Here is a 16,687-nt window from a genome sequence, read left to right on the forward strand (position 1 = left end):
CGCGAGGAATGTCGCGCCTCGCGCGAGGAATGTCGCGCCTCGGTGGATCCGGCCGATGTTCTCCGTCCACTGGAACTCGGAGTCCTCGGCGGCGGGCGGGCAGGGTCGCTCGGCGGTGAAGGGGAAGTCCGCGGCGTAGTCGATCGCGGCGTCCTCGGCCTCCTGCGCCAGCGGGAGMAGTCCGAGCATCGGTCCGGCTCCGCCGTCGCCCACCCGGGTGATCCACTCGCGGTAGTCGGCCGGAAGGCCGACGCCGAGCCGGTTCTCGAATGCCGCGAGGACGTCCGGGTCCGCGGTAGCGGCGTGCTCGTAGCGATGCACGGCCGCSCCGTGGATGTGGCAGCTGTAGCCGATGACCTCCCGGTCGCCGAGCGGGACGACGGTGGTCTTCAGATCGGCTGCTCGTAGTCGGTCGAGGCCGGTCAGGATCTCGGCGATCCGGTCCGGGTGCGTTTGCGCGTGTTYCATGCTCACATCCTGACGGATGCGACGACTTGCCTCTGAGTTCGGTGACACACCTACATTGACAGGCGCGTCCGACCACGGTCAAAGTGCACAGGCTACTTTGACGGATCTCGGGAGAGTCGGCGAAGCCCGTCGATATAGGTGTACCGCCGGATCGAAAGGTGGTCTGCTACGCCATGACCCCACAACCGGCTCGTTCACGGACCGCACAGCAACGGATCCCACTCCTGGCCGATTGCATCGCGTCGACACGGCGAGAGACGATGCGCCCGTGAGTATCTCCGACAAGAAGGCTACCGACCTCAATGCACTCGCGGACGATGGCGAACAGAACGTAGAAAGTGCATCTCGTCCAATCCCGTACGTGCCCAAGTCGCTTTCGGACATCGATCTTCGCCATGTGTGACCACCGCTGAGAAGGCTGCGGTCATACGTCAACGGGGCATCCGGGTACTCGAGCACTCCCTGAACGCCTACGGGCGCGCCGGCAAGCCGTGCCCGCGTTGCGGCCCGCCGATGGTGCGGGAGACCTTCATGAACCGCGGTTCGCACTTCTGCCCGAGGTGCCAGCGACGGCGCTGACGCTCGTGTTCGATGCCGGGAAGGATGTCGAGACTTGGCGCGTGAGCGCAGTCGCTTCTGGCTCTGTGGCTCAGGTCTACGTCAACGCGGAGTGAGCGAGCGATCGGCGTGTAGCGCGACGTGAACGTGTCCGTGGCTTGCAGGCGCTGATGCTTGACGCCGGAGCGCCTCGGGTCGCGGTGGCGTCCCGGCGGATCTCAGCCTCGAGCGGATCCGGATGAGCTGTGGGTCAGAGACGGGCAGGTCTCAGCGGCTCAATGACCTGGGCCTCGGAGCGCTCGCGCAGCTTGAGAAGCGCCTCGTCAAGGCTCGAGCCGAGCAGGTGGAGGGTGTTCATGCCGCGCGATTCCCACACCGGAAACTCCTCGTCRGCATTGCGGCTTGCGACGTCCCAGAGGAGAAGGTCGCCGTTCTCGCTCCAGCCGAAGACCTCGAGTCGTTCGGCGAGGTCCCAGCTACCGTCGGGCTCGATCATCCAGCCGAATTCCTCCTCTTCGCCGTCGCGGAAGACCGCGTGGAAGTGCTCGGTGAGGTTCGCTGCACGGGCCCGCCCGTCTGCGAAACCGGGTTGCACGGGCGGGTAGATGAGCCACAGGCCGAACGTGCGGGCCCAGCCGCAGGAGCGAACAAACTCGCGGTAGCTCTGGGGGTACCCGCCGCCGTCCGGGAAACGGAACGAATCGACTGCCTCGAAGTCGACATGCTCGAACGAGGGGGATTCAGGCGCGGGGACACTCATGACTCGATTATGGTCGGATTGCTGAAGCCACGCCCCTGGAACCAGATGGAGTGAAGGCGGCGACCGTCAGTCCCACACCACGAACACGACGCGTTCGTGTCCGGACACTGCAGGGATCCGGCAGTACTCCTCGCCCGACATCGGACGCCAGTTGACAGTAGACATCGCAGGTAGAGCCCAGGATCGCGTCGAACCGCGCTAGTTAGACCAGCGTCGCGTTTCGCTAATCTTCGCTGCAAGTCGACAGGAGTGTAGGTTCCGGATCTACTTGTCCGAGCCGCCTGGGATTTCCGAGATCTTCCGCGACACTTGTCCACGAAATTCCGTGCGAAGATGTCCCTTTCCACAGCCCTGGTCCGAGTCGAAGCCAGGTCATCGCGGCCAGGCTGACTCTCGGTCTCCACCGTCACCTTTTCGCAGCCCAAGTAGCGCGTAATTCGGGGGACACTGCCCCTAGAAAAGGAGGTGACTGACGATGGGTGACACCTTCTGGTTCCTCCCGTTACCGTATGAGACCCTGCGATGGCCGGCCGCGACCTATCCGTGCCTGGTCGACTTCCAGCGCAGTTGCTTCCCTGGGTAACGCACAGGCGGGCCAGCGAGGTTTGGATTGCTGGCCCGCTGTCATGCTCTCAGTTGTTGGTGACGACGAGGTTGTCGCCGACCTGGCTCGGGTTGGAAAGGATGCTGGCGAGGACCGGCGCGAACTTGACGTAGCGGAATCCGTTTGTGTCGACGCCATTCACCATGCCGACGATCTTCGTGGTGCCGTACATGTAAGCAGGACCGCCCGAGTCACCACCGTTGGACGAACCACACGATCAGATCCGGGTCGCATTCTGCGAGCAGCCCGAGAATCCGCTCGGCTTCGGAAACCGCCGGGTCGACGCATGGCACGGCGTCGGCTGCGGTGGACGTCGGGGTGACGGTGATGGCGAGACAGTATTCGCTGTCGGAAGCTCGAGCCGGAGCCGCGTAGACAGCTATTTCCACTGGTAGGTGAAGTGGATGTCCATCCAAATCTTCTGTTCGACCACCTCCGAGGTCTAGCCTGACCTGACAGGGTCGGGACGGTCAGGCACCCCCCAGGGGTTTGCACATGATCCCTAATGGCTGGAATTGGGGACTCCCCTTGCCGCGGGAGTGGCGTCGCACGATCTGGGCCGTGATCCCATGTGACCTCGGCGGACACTGCACCTGACTGGAAGTGAACTCGGATGGACCCATACGGGATTTGGTTCGGCCCCATCGGCAACCTGTTGGACATCGTGAACTACTGGCTGACCTACGGGCACCTGCCCGGCTGAACGCCTGGAACAACGACAGCGGGCCAGCATGATTCGATTGCTGGCCCGCTGTCATGCGCTCAGTTGTTGGTGACGACGAAATTTCAAACCCATTGAGAGTGCACTCGATTCAAGAATCCGGAGTCGGCTCGCTGGCTTCGCGGGGTGACGGCCTGGTCCTCATGCTTGGTCTGGGTCGTAATTTCAGCTAGATTCTTGGGCCGCCTGGGGTTGCGCTGCCGGGTGTAGGTGCGTTCCATCTGCTCGAACGGTGCAACACGGCGGCGAGTAATAGAGTGACGAGACCTGGCCCCGATTGTTCTTGGAGGTCGCCGTGATCGATTTCGTTCGCCGATCGGTCGCCTGCGCGGCCATCGTGGCCGGTTCGGTTCTGGCGCCGGCGGCCGTCGCCTCCGCCGCGGCCACCGTTCCGTTCCAAATCGACCCGGCGCCGTTCGGAAACCCGAACGGCAGCTTCGACGTACCCGCGTTTCGCTGCGTGGCCGTGGTCGGCGAACAGTCCGGGACGGTGACGATCACCGGCCCGAAGGAGGGCCGGTGGGGATGTCTACTTCCGTCAAACGTGCACTGGCTGAACCTGTCTAGCGGAGCCTCCGGCTCCGCCCAGATGTCGGGCGGCTTGGACGGACGCCCGGCAGCGGTCCTGCCGACCGGGACCGGGCAGGTTGTCGTCGCCGTGGTAATCGATGGCAGCACGATCATCACACCGGGCGTCGCAGCCGTCTACGTTCCGTAGACGACTGCCCCGCGGGCCCGGGACGACGCGCTGGTCTCCACTCACCAGGTTCGGAGACGCCCGAACCGACTGACTTCGTAACGGCTTTCGCGATGTGTCTCAGGAACCCGCCTCATACTCCTCACGTCCTCTCGACCGCGGAACAGTCCCTCGCTGACCAGAGGAAGCCCGAAGCTATCGATTCCGGCCGCCGGAGGCCGGCTGGCCCGAACCGATCTGCCGGAACCGGCCCGAAACTCCTGGCCGAAACTGGTTCACCCGAATCCTCGAACCGATTACCTGCCACCGGGCGCTGTCCTGTTTGACGATGGTCTGTCAGGACGGTGTGCGACGGTTCAGGACCGGCTGCGGCCCGGGCCGCAAAAGCGCGAGGCGCATCGGCTGGTGCCTGGGCCGTGGTCATCGTTCAGTCCTCGCCTGGGCCGACTACCCGCAGCCCCTCGGGTGGCACCTCCCGGACGATGAACTTGTCGTCGATGTCGGTCACGATGGCCACATAGAACACTGGCCGGCCGTCGATTTGAACGTGGCATCCGATGTTGAAGCCCAGGAGTCGGGGGATCCGCTGGAGGACTGGTTCGCCGCCCACGATGTCGCCGTCGGGGTGCAGCCGTGCAGCCTCGGCCAGAATGGCTCGCTGCACGACGTCTCGGTCGATCAGGTCGTCGTCATCGGTCAGCATCGAGAACGATACCGGTTCAGTGCATACGAACGGCACCTCGAGCTTCATCGGTTGCGACACTCCGTCCTGTGGTGCGGGAGGGACGTAGGGTGCGAACGTGATGCGGTACGCCGCGATCGGCCGATGGGAGCCACGGTCGATGACGAACGTCCAGTAGCCGTTGTGTGTCGGCACGGTACCGCGCAGCGCTGGTCCCCCGCTCGAGGTCGCGCCCAGGAACTCGTCGTAGCCGAGAAGTTCAGCGTGCGTTCCATGTTCGGCGTCGCGGGTGTGAGCATGAACCTCGGCCAGTTCGACTTCGAACAGAGACACCGGGTAGCGATACTTCCACCCGGCGATCTGGGCGTGGAACTCCCTGAGGGCGTCAGTATCCAGATCGTCTGCGATCCAGTGCGCGATCTCGCGTGTGGTCACTTCCTCGATGGGACGGACGGGTTCCGGGAATCCACGAAACACTCCGTCCTCGTCGACGCTGTCCGCGAACGATTCGAAGTCCATGTTCGCGATCGACAGGTTGTTCTCCACGCCACACATCTCCGAGGGAATGACGCGGAAGGTTCTTCCACGAGGCCGTTCCGGTTCGTCGGGCCCGGTGTAGACGGCGACGATGGGCATCTCGGGGTTCTTCACCGTCTCGGCGTCGACGAGAAACACGTAGTAGGGCGGCGGTTCGCCGATTGCCTCGAGAAGTCCGTCGACGGTCAACCCGTCGTACTCCGGATTGTCGACGCAGGTGAGGTAGGCGGCGAATTCGGTGTCGCCTTCCTGCGGTACCGGAGCCATGGCTGCTACGGCAATGTCCCGCCAGGCGGCGTCGTCGCTGAAATCTGTACGGATGAGCAGTGACTCGTCCTCGAGATGGTCGGCAAGGACTCGTCCCGTTCCGAGAGTGGCGAGCACCTCCGCTTCGCGGCGATCGTGCTCCTCGATGGCTAGTTCGGCCGTGATATCAGCGGGATCGCGATCAGGTGGGTCGACTGGAACGATCGAGTCCACGATCCGAACACAGTCGTCCCGGTTGATCTCCTGGTAGCTGCGGATTTCGTATGTCCAGTCACCGATGGACTGGCGGTAGCGTTCCGGTGTCGAATCGTTCGGCCACTCGGCTTTCGGTTCGCCGATCGCTGTCACCCATCGGCGCAGTGTGAACTGTGGCGTATACCCGCTGATCGACAGACTCAGTTCGCCGGCGCGAGCATCGCCGGATTGAGGCTGCACGTTTGTCGTCATCGGCAGCCACGTCGGAAGCGCCTGAGGAATCCCGGCCAGAACGCGCTGACGTTCCTCGTGCTCGCGGTGGAATTTCGCGATGTCGTCCTCGGCCGGGCGTGACGGGCCTGTCCATGTGAACAACGTGGGCTCGAATGCGTCGTCCAGGCTGGGGTTTTCGAGCTCCATCCAGTCCTCGCCCTGCTGCCACCGCACTGCGATACCGAGTTCCGCGTCGAACACGTAGGTGACCGTTTCGTTCGCATGCTGGTCGAGGGCGCTCACCTCCCAACCGTCGCGGCCACGAACGCGGACTGCTCTGGGTGCACTCGGTCCGACGAATCGTTGGTCGTCGAACCCGCGAGTTGTCTTGGCAGGAAACACGCCGTAGGCGCGTAGAAGAAGGGACGGCGAGCCAGTACCCATGGTTGCGTAGATGGTGTTGGGGGACTTGACGGCGTGGACCATAGTGCCGTCCTCATCGCGCGACCATCTGTCGGTGGTGTTCTCGATGAAAGTGGGCTCACCGGAGTCGTTCTCGTAGCGCCAAGCCTCCTCAGGCGCGTGCCACACGCGTTCCCGAGATCCGTCTGGCCGGTGGACAGTTCCGCGAGCGGTCCGTCCCATCGTGCCGTAGTTCGAGCCTCGGACCTGTTCCCACGTCGGCGTCATGATCGGAACGTACCCGACGGTATTCTTCGTCGTTTATTGGTGTCCGTACTGCACGCTACAGGGCGACCTTCGAGCTACAGGAGCGATGATCTGCCGCACCTTCGGTCCGAGGAGCACGCTGCCCGCATCCGCTCGCTGGGACTCCCGGAGGTGGTCGTGCGCATCGCCCTCGAGGGGGGGCGAGACCGTGCACCCGGTTCTGCAGAACATGGCCGACTCTGTTTGGGCGCCAGCCTGGTCGATCGTCGAGCGGCACCCCTAACTCGTGCCGTTGTGGAGCAGGGGCACCAACGCGGTGCTCGCCGCGACCGACGGCACCGTGCACTGGTGGAGCGCTCACGTCTGCGCCTACCCTCGAGGCCCGTCGCCGCGGCTCGGGCACCGCACTCACGTCTGTCGTGAGTGCGGGCGCCGTCACCTACGCGCCGCCGTACACCGGACCGGCGCCGCAGCGAGACCGGTGGGCGGGCGGCTTCTCGAATCGGCCGCCACAAAGCGGACCGGCCGGTACGGTCATGCGGCATTGCTCCTCCACAGACAGGACATCTTGTATGAAGCGCACCACCCGACTACTCGCGGGAGCGTTCGCCGCCCTGGCCATGACCGTGGGGCTCACAGCCACGACGACCAACACCGCCGCGGCGGTCGGCACAGACGCAAGTCCACGGGATTACCAGCCGTACGATCCGGCCACAGTCAGCTCGGTCCCCATCGCGTATCCCGGCATGTTCATCGATTTCACCGGCGACATGAGTCCCAAATCTGCCACAGATACCGCGTTGAAATACTGGGGTAAGTACTGCACGCTCGGCGTCGTCGGAACCGATTCGGCAGGCCGAAAGATCGGAATCACCGCAGGTCACTGCAACGAAGCGCAACTGGTGCCGGACCCCGCGAATCCTGGACAGCTCAAAAAGCCCGGACTAGACGCGAACCTGGAACCGTGCACCACCAGCCAGGCGGCCTGCACCTATCCGGACTACCCCAAATACCCCGGTGTCAAACCCGGCACATCCGTTACGAACAACGATCACCCCGTTTACGACTTCAACGCCGTCAAGTATGCGCAGAAGAACAATAAGCCACAGGTGAACCCCATCGGATGGGTCCGTTGGGTAGATGCGAATGGTCTCCTGCCGGACGGCGAGCAGAACCTGGAGACAACCACCGACTACATGGTCATCGAGTTCGCCCCCGAGGTCCAGCTGTCGAGTCAGGTGAGGGACAAGGACGGCAATGCCGCTCGCCAGTCAGGCGGGGGTCTCTTCAAGGTCAATTCGATCTACAGCGGTGCCGGCGGGGCTCCTGCCCTGCCTCCGATTGCCATCGGGCTCAATACTTCCACCTGGATCGAAAACTACGGCGCACGCTCTGACCGCACCCCCGACATCTTCTCGGTCGGGGTTAATCGAGGGGCGGTAGGCGCGGTCAACAACGGCATCATCCGTTCCTACGCCGCCAATAAGAACGGCGATTCCGGCGGGCCTGTTGTTATGAACGGCACCGGCAAGTGGGTCGGAATCACATTCAGTGCGGTTCCCGGACTTGTGTCGCCGTACAGCTCCACGTCCGCCAAGAACATCCTCGACAACCTGAACTCGCGCAACGACGTCGGCAGCGGCTTCGTCATCACCAACAACTGACATCTAGTGTCGCCATGAGCCCCGCAGGACCGCGTCCGGGCCTGCGGGGCTCGTCGCTGTAGCGGCGGCGAGCTGACGACTGTGATGTTCGCGGTCGTCGTCGAGCCGGGCGAGCCTGGATGGGTCTCGCCGGTTCGGGCACCTCAACGAGGCCCTGCCACTTCGGCCTTCTTCGATATCCGTGCAGCCACAACAGATTGAGTCGTTCGACCTTCCCAAGACCCGTGAAGGTCCAGCGCAGCTCAACCGGTTGCGCAACCAGCCAGGTGATCGAAGACAGCCGATCGAGTCTGCGCAGCAAATCGTGCTCAAGCCCGGACTCGAGCGCGAGGTGCCCACCCGTGGTGGTCGAGAAAGCGGTCGAAGGCAGCGATTCGGTAGATCGGCTCGCTAAAGTAGCGTCGCGTTTCGCTAATCTTCGCTGCAGGTCGACAACAGACAGAAGAGGCTCCGTCGGGGAGTACGCCGCAGCCCGCGCAGACGTAGTGCTCGTCAAGGCCTCCCGCGGGGCCCGCCTTGACGAGGTCGCCGCCGCGCTCACATAACTCGTGAGCGCGAGCTTCTTCAGGCTACGGCGCCGGCGCGGACATCTTGCCGCTGTTTCGTTCCGCGTATGCCGCTTCCGAACGCAACCCCACGGGCGGCATATCGTCCGCATATCGAAAATTGCATACGCGCTGGCAACACCGCGTTGTCTTGACTTTCGGCATGTCCTACAGAGACCTGGGTTTGATCGACAGCGAAGTGATCGCGGAGCGACGCGTCCGAGCGCTCGACGATTCGTCACCCTCGGCCGTCCCGACCACTGGGGTCAGAGTTTTCGGATGCGGTCACGACGAAGCCGTTTTGTTCCGCGAGATGGGAACCCGCCTCGGGATAACGCCAAGCATCACCGAGGAAGCGATCAGTGAAACCAACGCTGAACTGGCGCGTGGCAACCGATGCATCAGCGTGAGCCACAAGACGCAGATCGACAATTCCACGCTGCTGGCGCTGAGCCGAGTCGGAGTGGAGTACATCTCCACCAGAAGCGTCGGGTACAACCACATCGACGTGGAATTCGCGGCGAGCATCGGCATCTCGGTCGGCAACGTCGACTACTCGCCCGACAGCGTGGGCGACTACACACTGATGTTGATGCTGATGACCGTACGCCACGCGAAATCAATTGTCCGCCGCGCCGATACGCATGATTACCGGCTGAATGACACGCGCGGCAGGGAGCTGCGCGACTTGACCGTCGGGGTGATCGGAACAGGGCGCATCGGCACAGCAGTCATCGACCGGCTGCAGGGATTTGGCTGCCGCGTGCTGGCACATGACAGCGGGCCTCACGCCTCCGCCGACTACGTTCCGCTCGATGAACTGCTGCGGCAGAGCGACATTGTCACGCTCCACACTCCACTCACCGCGGACACACACCATCTCCTCGATCGCCAACGCATCGACCAGATGAAGCACGGCGCGTACATCGTCAACACGGGTCGCGGACCGCTGCTCGATACCGAGGCCCTCCTCTCCGCATTGGAGAGCGGCCGGTTGGGCGGCGCGGCGCTCGATGTCGTCGAAGGAGAGGAAGGGATCTTCTACGCCGACTGCAGGAACAGGCTCATCGAGAACAAGGCCCTGGTGCGGCTACAGCGCCTGCCGAATGTGCTGATCAGTCCGCACTCCGCCTACTACACAGACCACGCCCTGAACGACACCGTCGAAAACAGCCTCGTCAACTGCCTGAACTTTGAAAGTGGGAGAACAGCATGAGCAGATTGAAGGTCGGGGTCATCTTCGGAGGGGCTTCCGAAGAACATCCCGTCTCCATCAAGTCGGCGCGAGAGGTGGCAAGAAGTCTCGACACGGAGAAGTACGAACCGTTCTGGATCGGCATCACGACCGGCGGCGAGTGGAAGCTCTGTGACGGCCCCGACGCGGATTGGGAGAATCGCAGCGCCCGTCCCGCCGTGCTGTCACCCGATCGAAGTGTGCACGGCCTGCTGGTCATGGAGCAGGGGGGCTACGAAACCGTGCGCCTCGACCTCGTCTTCCCCGTACTTCACGGCAAGCTCGGCGAAGACGGCGCGATCCAAGGCCTGTTGGAGCTCGCCGGCATCCCCTACGTCGGCTGCGACATCCAGGGCTCGGCTGTGTGCATGGACAAGGCCCTGGCCTACATCGTGGCCAAGAGCGCGGGAATCGCCACGCCGAGCTTTTGGGTTGTCGCGGAGAACGAGAAGGTCGACGCCGATCACCTTCGCTATCCGGTCTTCGTGAAGCCGGCCCGTTCGGGTTCATCTTTCGGCGTCAGCAAGGTCACCCGAGAAGACGAGCTGCCGAACGCGCTGAGCGCGGCGCGACAGTACGACTCGAAGGTCCTGATCGAAGAAGCCGTGGCCGGCAGCGAGATCGGCTGCGCGGTCATGGGTGAACTATTCGGCCTGATCACTGGGGAGGTGGACCGCGTCGACCTCTCGCACGGATTCTTCAGGATCCACCAGGAGGACTCACCCGAAACCGGATCGGAGAACTCGACGTTCATCGTTCCCGCCGACATCTCCGACGAATCGCGCCGGCTCGTCCAAGAGACCGCCAAGGCCATCTACCGCACCCTGGGCTGCAAGGGACTTGCCCGCGTTGACATGTTCCTCACCGACGACGGACGGGTGGTCCTCAACGAGGTCAACACCATGCCCGGCATGACGTCGTACAGCCGGTACCCGCGGATGATGGCCGCCGCGGGACTGCCGATCTCCGACATGATCGACCGGCTCATCTCGATGACAATGCACGGGAAGAAGCGATGAACGACGACTTCGTCTACGTCGACGACTGGGTGCCCGGAGTCCGCTGGGATGCCAAGTACGCCACGTGGGACAACTTCACCGGCAAACCGGTAGACGGCTACCTCGCGAATCGAATCGTCGGCACCCGGGCTTTGTGCGCGGCCCTCGAGCAAGCACGCGAGAAGGCAGCTTCCCTCGGCTTCGGATTGCTTCTCTGGGACGGCTACCGTCCTCGACGCGCCGTCGACAGCTTCCTACGCTGGTCAGAACAGCCGGAGGATGGCCAGACGAAGCAGCGACACTATCCCAATATCGACAGACCCGAGATGCTCGAAAAGGGATACGTGGCAACCCAGTCGGGCCACAGTAGGGGCGGCGCCGTTGACCTGACGCTCTATCACCTTGCGACCGGTGAACTTGCTCCTATGGGTGGCGACCACGACCTCATGGACCCGATCTCACATCATCGAGCGCGAGGAATCAAGCCAATCGAGTCCAAGAATCGTGAGCTTCTTCGTTCCATCATGGAGGACTGCGGATTTGATCGGTACGACTGCGAGTGGTGGCACTACACGCTGAAACGCGAACCATATCCAGATGTCTACTTCGACTTTCCGATCACGTGATGGGTCTCCATTGTGTCTCGCAGTGGGGGCGTTTGGCGAACAACGACGAGGTCGTGATGCGGCGCACCGGCCCATCGGGGCTGGAGGTCTTCTTGCGACACACCGATCCATCGAAACTGTACGACTGGGCCTCCGACGGATACCCCTCGAGCGAGGAGTACCTGTTCTGGTCCCGCAAGGTCTGCGGCTTGGCGTGTCTCCAGTCGCTGCTCCACGGCTGGACTGACGTCCGACTGTCGATGGGCGAACTCCTTGCGCTGGCCGTCGAGTGGGGTTGCTATGTGGTGGAGCCTTCGGGCAAGGTCCACGGCCTGCTCTACAGGCCATTCATGGCGTGGGTCAGCACACAATTCGGATTCGACTGCCAACTGGTCGAGCACACCCCGATTCAGGTATCGGCCCGAGAGCTGCGGCCCGGGCAGGTCATGATCGCTTCGGTATCACCCGAGATTCGCGATCCCAACACCTACGAGCCGCGACGAGGAGGCCATCTTGTGCTGATCTATGCAGTCGATGATGGAGTGGTGCGGTTTCATAACCCGTCGGGCTACTCCCACAATTCAGACTCTGCATCGCTGCCCATGCATGTGTTCGAGCGGTTTCATGCCAACCGAGGAATCTTGGTCAGAGGGGCATCGTGATGCTGGCTGGCGAACCCGCACCGCGCGTCGTTGTCGCGGGCGGCCATTCGGCCGGGCACATAGAGCCCGCGATGAACTTCGCCGACGCGCTGAGCCTGCTGGAGCCCACGGCCGAGATCACCGCGCTCGGCACTGTCCGTGGCCTGGACACCACGCTCATCCCTGCCCGCGGCTATTCGCTCGAACTTATCCCGCCCGTGCCACTGCCGCGCAAGCTGAGCCGCGACCTGCTGCACACGCCGGGCAGACTGCGCGACTCCGTCCGGGCGACCGGAGCCGTACTCGACCGCGTGCGGGCCGAGGTCGTGGTGGGCTTCGGGGGCTACGTGGCCATGCCCGCTTATCTTGCCGCACGCCAGCGGGGAATGCCGATCGTCGTCCATGAGGCGAATGCCCGGCCTGGAGTGGCGAACCGACTGGCGGCCCGGATGACGACCCACGTATTTACCGCCGCGCCCCGTGTCCACCTGGCTCACGCCAGCGCGATCGGCATCCCGCTGCGGCCGGCGATCACCAGGCTCGACCGGGCCGCGCTGCGCGAGGCGGCTCGGCAACGGTTCGGCCTGCGCCTGGACGAGCCGGTACTGATGGTCACTGGCGGTTCGCAGGGAGCTCAAGCGATCAACGCCGCCGTGGCCGGCGCTGTAACAGCGTTGCGGGCGGCCGGCGTGCAGGTGCTGCACATCACCGGGCCACAGCGCATGGTCGAGCCGCCCGACGGCAACCCCGGCGACCCGCCCTACGTCGTCGTCCCGTACGTCGATGAGATGCAGTACGCCTACGCCGCAGCCGACTTCGCGATCTGCCGCTCGGGGGCGATGACGTGCGCCGAACTCGCCGCTGTCGGCTTACCGGCCGCCTATGTGCCGCTGCCGCTGCGCGGCGGTGAGCAGCGCTTGAACGCCGAGGCGGTTGTTGCTGCCGGCGGGGCAGTGATCGTCGACGATGCCGATCTCAACGCAGGATGGATCGAAACCACTCTGATCCCGCTGCTCGCCGATACCGAGCGGAGAGCGGTGATGTCGGCTCATGCGTTGGCAGCCGGCGCACCCGACGTGGGCTCGCTGCTGGCCCGGCACGTGCTTACGGTCGTCGCTGAGCGGCGGGCAGTCGCACTGCTACGGAGAGCCCGCCGGCAGCTCGGGGGCTGAGCGTGAGGGATCCGTCGTGTGCCTGCGTGATGCTCTTGACGATCGCCAGGCCAAGGCCCACCCTCGCATCGTCCCCGCGGGTGCGAGCAGTGCCGCGCTGAAACGGCTCGGTGAGTGTCGAGACCAACTGTGGACTGAGCTTGTCGCCGGTGTTCTCGACCGTGAGCATGACGGACTCGGAGCCGATGGCGGTGCTGATCTGCACGCTGCCGTGCTCGGGGACATTGTGGACGATCGCATTGTGCAGAAGGTTCGTAGTCAACTGCAGCAAGAGTGCGTGTGAGCCGATGACCGGCGCGATGTCCCCGGAGGTCTCGATGCTGACGCCGTGCTTCTCCGCGAACGGGAGGAGTGTCTCGGCGGCTTCTTCCGCGATGAGCGACAGATCGACGTCTTCTCGGCTGAAGGACCGTTGGTCGGTACGGCTGAGCAGGAGCAATGCCTCGGTGAGCTCGATCGCCCGTGCGTTGACAGCGCGGAGGCGTTCGTCGAGCTCGCCGCCGTCGCGGTTCGGATCGTTGCGGGCGACATCGAGAAGGGTTTGTGTGATCGCCAGCGGGGTGCGCAACTCGTGGGAGGCGTTGGCGGCGAATCGCTGCTGCGCGGCGTCTCGTGCTTCGAGCCGTGCGAGCATGGCGTCGAAGGCATCGGCAAGTTCACGGAACTCGTCGTTGCGTCCCTCCAGTTCGATCCGGTACGACAGCGAGCCACTCCCCGCCTCCCGCGCGGCGCGCGTAATGCGCGCCAACGGGGCAAGCATTCGGCCCGCGAGAATCCAACCACCCACAAGGCCGAACACCAGCAAGAACCCGAGCGCCAAGATCGCTGCCGGGACAAACACCACGGGACCGAAGTTGCTCGGGTCGAAGACCCGGGCAAAGTCGGCCAGAGCAGGGAATTGGAAATTCGTGGACCGCCCTCTCAGCAGGAAAACCCAAACCGCCGCAAGGAGCAAGACACCAGCGAGCATGAGGAACCCGGCATAACTGAGAGTGAGTTTGAGGCGAACGCCCAACCCAGGCGCTCTATCCACCGTCGCCCCCGCCTCTGGCGTCCGGTTCGGTATCGATGCGGTACCCGACCCCCGGCACCGTGGCGATCAGCCACGGTTCGCCGAGCCGCTTGCGCAACGTCGAGACCGTGATGCGCACGGCATTCGTGAACGGATCGGCGTTCTCGTCCCACGCCCGCTCCAGCAACTCCTCGGCGCTGATCACACCGCCCTCGGCAGCGACGAGAACTTCGAGCACCGCGAACTGCTTCCGGGTCAGCGCGACGTACCGGCCGTCCCGGTAGACCTCGCGACGGAACGGGTCCAGCTGCAGACCAGCGATCTCCCGCACGGGCGGCCTGCTGTGCGCGCGCCTGCGGTCGAGGGCCCGGAGACGGAGCACGAGCTCCTGCAGCTCGAAAGGCTTGGTGAGGTAGTCGTCGGCACCGAGCTCGAACCCGGAGGCCTTGTCGTCCATCCGGTCCGCGGCAGTGAGCATCAGGATTGGTATGCCGCCACCGGAAGCGACGATGCGCTGGGCGATCTCGTCACCGGAGGGGCCGGGGATATCACGGTCGAGGACGGCGATGTCGTAGGCGTTGACGCCCAACAGATCCAGGGCAGTGTCCCCATCACCGGCGATGTCGGCCGCGATCGCTTCCAGGCGCAGCCCATCGCGGATGGCTTCCGCCATGAACCGCTCGTCCTCGACGACCAACACACGCATGCTCGCCATGTTAGGCGGCCGCGTATATCGCCGGCGTATCAAAAATCGCCTTCGGGCTGGCAACAGCGAGCAGTATGGGCCAGACCGCAGCACGACCGAAGACCAGCAGGACTCCCAGACCGACCATTGTCGGCCTGGTCCTCGTCATCTTCGCTATGACCGTCGGGATCGTCGTAGACCGGTCGGCATCGCCATCGGGGACGACTGGACCTGGTGCAGTGCAGGTCTGAGGTAGCACCAGAGATACGCGGACCGATGCCGATGGCGACATGACTGAATCTGACGGAGCCCTCCCCCGACGGCGCGACAGTTGATCGCCTCCCCACCACGGGCGAGGTCTTCTGCGAGGTCCCCGAAGGTGGCTATCTGATAGAGGTCAATGGCCGTGGGTTCGTCAACTACGGCTGGCCCGAACCACTAATCCAGGCGATGTGTGGCGGATCCGGCTGCGGCCCAACGATGGAACCGCACCGCAGCCGGGTCAGATGTGGGACATGCCCGGATACGGGATCCCCGAGGACAGCCCGCTCCCGAGCCCACAGTGGAGTCGGTGGAATCGGATGAGCCGAAGTGGATCACGGTGTCCGGGCCAGGAAGCGTCAGCCGCACGGTCAAACCGTCCGAACTTTGAGCCGAGTCCGCCGAGAGGGAACGTCGGGCATGGGGCGGCGGTGACCCAATCCCCGAACTGCTTGAGTACGACGGCGGACAGCACCTCGCCAAGTACGACCGCGCCCTCGTGCTCGCACTCATCGACATGGACGACACCCGGCTACGCGAGGTCGCGCGATGGTGCGTCACCAAGGCGTACAAGTTCGCTGGCCTCCCCGACCGACCCTGGACCGCAACCGCATTGGCGACGCTGCACGCCGGTGATCCACTGCCATCGCCGTTCGCCGACCCGGCCACAGCATCCGCACACTTCGAGGCCGAGCGCCGACGAGAAGCGCCGGACCGTGTGAGTAACAGACAGGGCGTGATCTACTCCATCGGGGAGTTCGACCCGTTCGACATGGGTCCGATCAGCCGTCCCGCGTTTTGCGCTCCCCACGATCTTCGCGGCCGCAAAGCCGGACCCGAGGCAGGCCGCGTTCGAGGCGCTTTACGGCGCCTCGGTTACATACCAGGAAGATGCACGCGAACTGCATGGCCAGCTCCGGGCGGCATTCGGGATCGCACCCGGCCAGCCGTAACCGGTATCAGCGAGTCAACGCAACTGGACCGGAGACAACCTCACCTGCTGGTCATTCGGGATGCGTCCGTCTCATCGGATCACAAAACCCCAAGGTTCTTGTCTCAACATCTCAACATGTCCGAATTCTGTCTCAAGATTCGGTGTCTGCGGCAGTGTAGGTTCCGGATCTACTTGTCCGAGCCACCTGGGATTTCCAAGATCTTCCACGACACTTATCCACGAAATTCCGCGCAAAAATGTCCTTTCCCACAGCCCTGGTCCGAGTCGATGCCAGATCATCGCGGCCACACATACTCCCGGTCTCCACCGTCACCCTTCCGCAATCCCAAGAAACCACCATCGCGGCCGCCACAGGCACTCGGTGCCGGTTCCTGCCACCCCTCCGGGTCTCCGGCAGCCCTGCGATCGGCGCAAACGGTCAAGTCCAGAGGCGTGGTGTAACGAGGTCGCCGCGTGATTCCTCGCGGGGCTATGCGGTCAGGGCGGGTGTGACCTCCTCGGTGGGTTCGGTGGTGTCGGCGGGCTTGTCTCCGCGGGCGTGGGC

At 64.0% G+C, this 16,687-nt stretch carries 14 protein-coding genes and 1 pseudogene; 9 read left to right on the forward strand and 6 right to left on the reverse strand.

The genetic code is table 11. The features are described 5' to 3' along the window. Positions 1 to 468 (reverse strand): SMI1/KNR4 family protein (locus AB4Z09_RS28230; RefSeq protein ID WP_442241295.1); only part of this gene is annotated, 468 nt, incomplete at its 3' end. A 268-nt stretch (positions 469 to 736) separates the two neighbouring features. Here AB4Z09_RS28230 and AB4Z09_RS28235 point away from each other — a divergent pair. Together AB4Z09_RS28235 and AB4Z09_RS28240 are read left to right on the forward strand one after the other, a co-directional pair. Next, positions 737 to 871 (forward strand): hypothetical protein, encoded by a 135-nt coding sequence (locus tag AB4Z09_RS28235; RefSeq protein ID WP_258557743.1) that lies wholly within the window; start codon positions 737 to 739, stop codon positions 869 to 871. 27 nt (positions 872 to 898) lie between these two features. Continuing rightward, positions 899 to 1,047: pseudogene (locus AB4Z09_RS28240) on the forward strand (zinc finger domain-containing protein); the annotation flags it as partial. 229 nt (positions 1,048 to 1,276) lie between these two features. Here AB4Z09_RS28240 and AB4Z09_RS28245 read toward each other — a convergent pair. Beyond that, positions 1,277 to 1,786, reverse strand: a complete 510-nt coding sequence (locus AB4Z09_RS28245) for a hypothetical protein (protein WP_174914085.1) — start codon at positions 1,784 to 1,786, stop codon at positions 1,277 to 1,279. Positions 1,787 to 2,418: 632 nt separating this feature from the next. After that, complete coding sequence (locus tag AB4Z09_RS28250; protein ID WP_174914087.1) at positions 2,419 to 2,562, reverse strand: hypothetical protein; 144 nt, start codon at positions 2,560 to 2,562, stop codon at positions 2,419 to 2,421. Positions 2,563 to 3,409: 847 nt separating this feature from the next. On the opposite strand from AB4Z09_RS28250, the gene AB4Z09_RS28255 reads away from it, so the two are divergent. Further along, the gene (locus AB4Z09_RS28255; protein WP_174915023.1) at positions 3,410 to 3,829 is read left to right on the forward strand and encodes a hypothetical protein; all 420 of its coding nucleotides are present in this window, start codon (positions 3,410 to 3,412) and stop codon (positions 3,827 to 3,829) included. A gap of 406 nt (positions 3,830 to 4,235) precedes the next feature. Here the strand turns inward: AB4Z09_RS28255 and AB4Z09_RS28260 are convergent, their stop codons facing one another. Next, positions 4,236 to 6,005 carry a DUF6924 domain-containing protein gene (locus AB4Z09_RS28260; RefSeq protein WP_174914089.1) on the reverse strand — a complete coding sequence of 590 codons (1,770 nt, stop codon included), beginning with the start codon at positions 6,003 to 6,005 and terminating at the stop codon, positions 4,236 to 4,238. A gap of 938 nt (positions 6,006 to 6,943) precedes the next feature. Between AB4Z09_RS28260 and AB4Z09_RS28265 the strand changes: the two genes are divergently transcribed. The 6 genes from AB4Z09_RS28265 to AB4Z09_RS28290 all read left to right on the forward strand — a co-directional run bounded on the left by AB4Z09_RS28265 (position 6,944) and on the right by AB4Z09_RS28290 (position 13,230). Continuing rightward, a complete protein-coding gene (locus AB4Z09_RS28265) occupies positions 6,944 to 8,035 on the forward strand; it encodes a hypothetical protein (protein WP_174914091.1) in 1,092 nt (363 codons plus the stop codon). A gap of 708 nt (positions 8,036 to 8,743) precedes the next feature. Further along, positions 8,744 to 9,796 carry a D-lactate dehydrogenase VanH-O gene (locus AB4Z09_RS28270; RefSeq protein WP_063856707.1) on the forward strand — a complete coding sequence of 351 codons (1,053 nt, stop codon included), beginning with the start codon at positions 8,744 to 8,746 and terminating at the stop codon, positions 9,794 to 9,796. Continuing rightward, on the forward strand, positions 9,793 to 10,833 hold the full coding sequence (vanO, locus tag AB4Z09_RS28275) for a D-alanine--(R)-lactate ligase VanO (RefSeq protein WP_063856714.1): 1,041 nt from the start codon (positions 9,793 to 9,795) through the stop codon (positions 10,831 to 10,833). The genes AB4Z09_RS28270 and vanO overlap by 4 nt, the downstream gene beginning before the upstream one ends. Beyond that, complete coding sequence (locus AB4Z09_RS28280) at positions 10,830 to 11,438, forward strand: D-Ala-D-Ala dipeptidase VanX-O (RefSeq protein ID WP_063856778.1); 609 nt, start codon at positions 10,830 to 10,832, stop codon at positions 11,436 to 11,438. The genes vanO and AB4Z09_RS28280 overlap by 4 nt, the downstream gene beginning before the upstream one ends. A gap of 32 nt (positions 11,439 to 11,470) precedes the next feature. Next, positions 11,471 to 12,079, forward strand: coding sequence for a hypothetical protein (locus tag AB4Z09_RS28285; protein WP_147283483.1), 609 nt, complete (start codon positions 11,471 to 11,473; stop codon positions 12,077 to 12,079). Continuing rightward, positions 12,079 to 13,230 carry a UDP-N-acetylglucosamine--N-acetylmuramyl-(pentapeptide) pyrophosphoryl-undecaprenol N-acetylglucosamine transferase gene (locus AB4Z09_RS28290; RefSeq protein ID WP_174914093.1) on the forward strand — a complete coding sequence of 384 codons (1,152 nt, stop codon included), beginning with the start codon at positions 12,079 to 12,081 and terminating at the stop codon, positions 13,228 to 13,230. The genes AB4Z09_RS28285 and AB4Z09_RS28290 overlap by 1 nt, the downstream gene beginning before the upstream one ends. Here AB4Z09_RS28290 and vanS-O read toward each other — a convergent pair. Both vanS-O and vanR-O read right to left on the reverse strand, forming a co-directional pair. Further along, on the reverse strand, positions 13,163 to 14,263 hold the full coding sequence (vanS-O, locus tag AB4Z09_RS28295) for a vancomycin resistance histidine kinase VanS-O (protein WP_070064533.1): 1,101 nt from the start codon (positions 14,261 to 14,263) through the stop codon (positions 13,163 to 13,165). The genes AB4Z09_RS28290 and vanS-O overlap by 68 nt on opposite strands. Then, a complete protein-coding gene (vanR-O, locus tag AB4Z09_RS28300; protein WP_077043363.1) occupies positions 14,256 to 14,948 on the reverse strand; it encodes a vancomycin resistance response regulator transcription factor VanR-O in 693 nt (230 codons plus the stop codon). The genes vanS-O and vanR-O overlap by 8 nt, the downstream gene beginning before the upstream one ends. Positions 14,949 to 16,687 lie beyond the last annotated feature (1,739 nt).

It is taken from the genome of Rhodococcus sp. TAF43 (assembly GCF_052113525.1).
GTDB lineage: Bacteria > Actinomycetota > Actinomycetes > Mycobacteriales > Mycobacteriaceae > Prescottella.

Excerpts from the sequence above, each read along its gene's own strand:
- AB4Z09_RS28290 (WP_174914093.1), top strand. The coding sequence starts at position 12,079 with ATGCTGGCTGGCGAACCCGCACCGCGCGTCGTTGTCGCGGGCGGCCAT.
- vanO (WP_063856714.1), top strand. The coding sequence starts at position 9,793 with ATGAGCAGATTGAAGGTCGGGGTCATCTTCGGAGGGGCTTCCGAAGAA.
- AB4Z09_RS28280 (WP_063856778.1), top strand. The coding sequence starts at position 10,830 with ATGAACGACGACTTCGTCTACGTCGACGACTGGGTGCCCGGAGTCCGC.
- vanR-O (WP_077043363.1), bottom strand. The coding sequence starts at position 14,948 with ATGCGTGTGTTGGTCGTCGAGGACGAGCGGTTCATGGCGGAAGCCATC.
- AB4Z09_RS28265 (WP_174914091.1), top strand. The coding sequence starts at position 6,944 with ATGAAGCGCACCACCCGACTACTCGCGGGAGCGTTCGCCGCCCTGGCC.
- AB4Z09_RS28270 (WP_063856707.1), top strand. The coding sequence starts at position 8,744 with ATGTCCTACAGAGACCTGGGTTTGATCGACAGCGAAGTGATCGCGGAG.
- AB4Z09_RS28250 (WP_174914087.1), bottom strand. The coding sequence starts at position 2,562 with ATGTACGGCACCACGAAGATCGTCGGCATGGTGAATGGCGTCGACACA.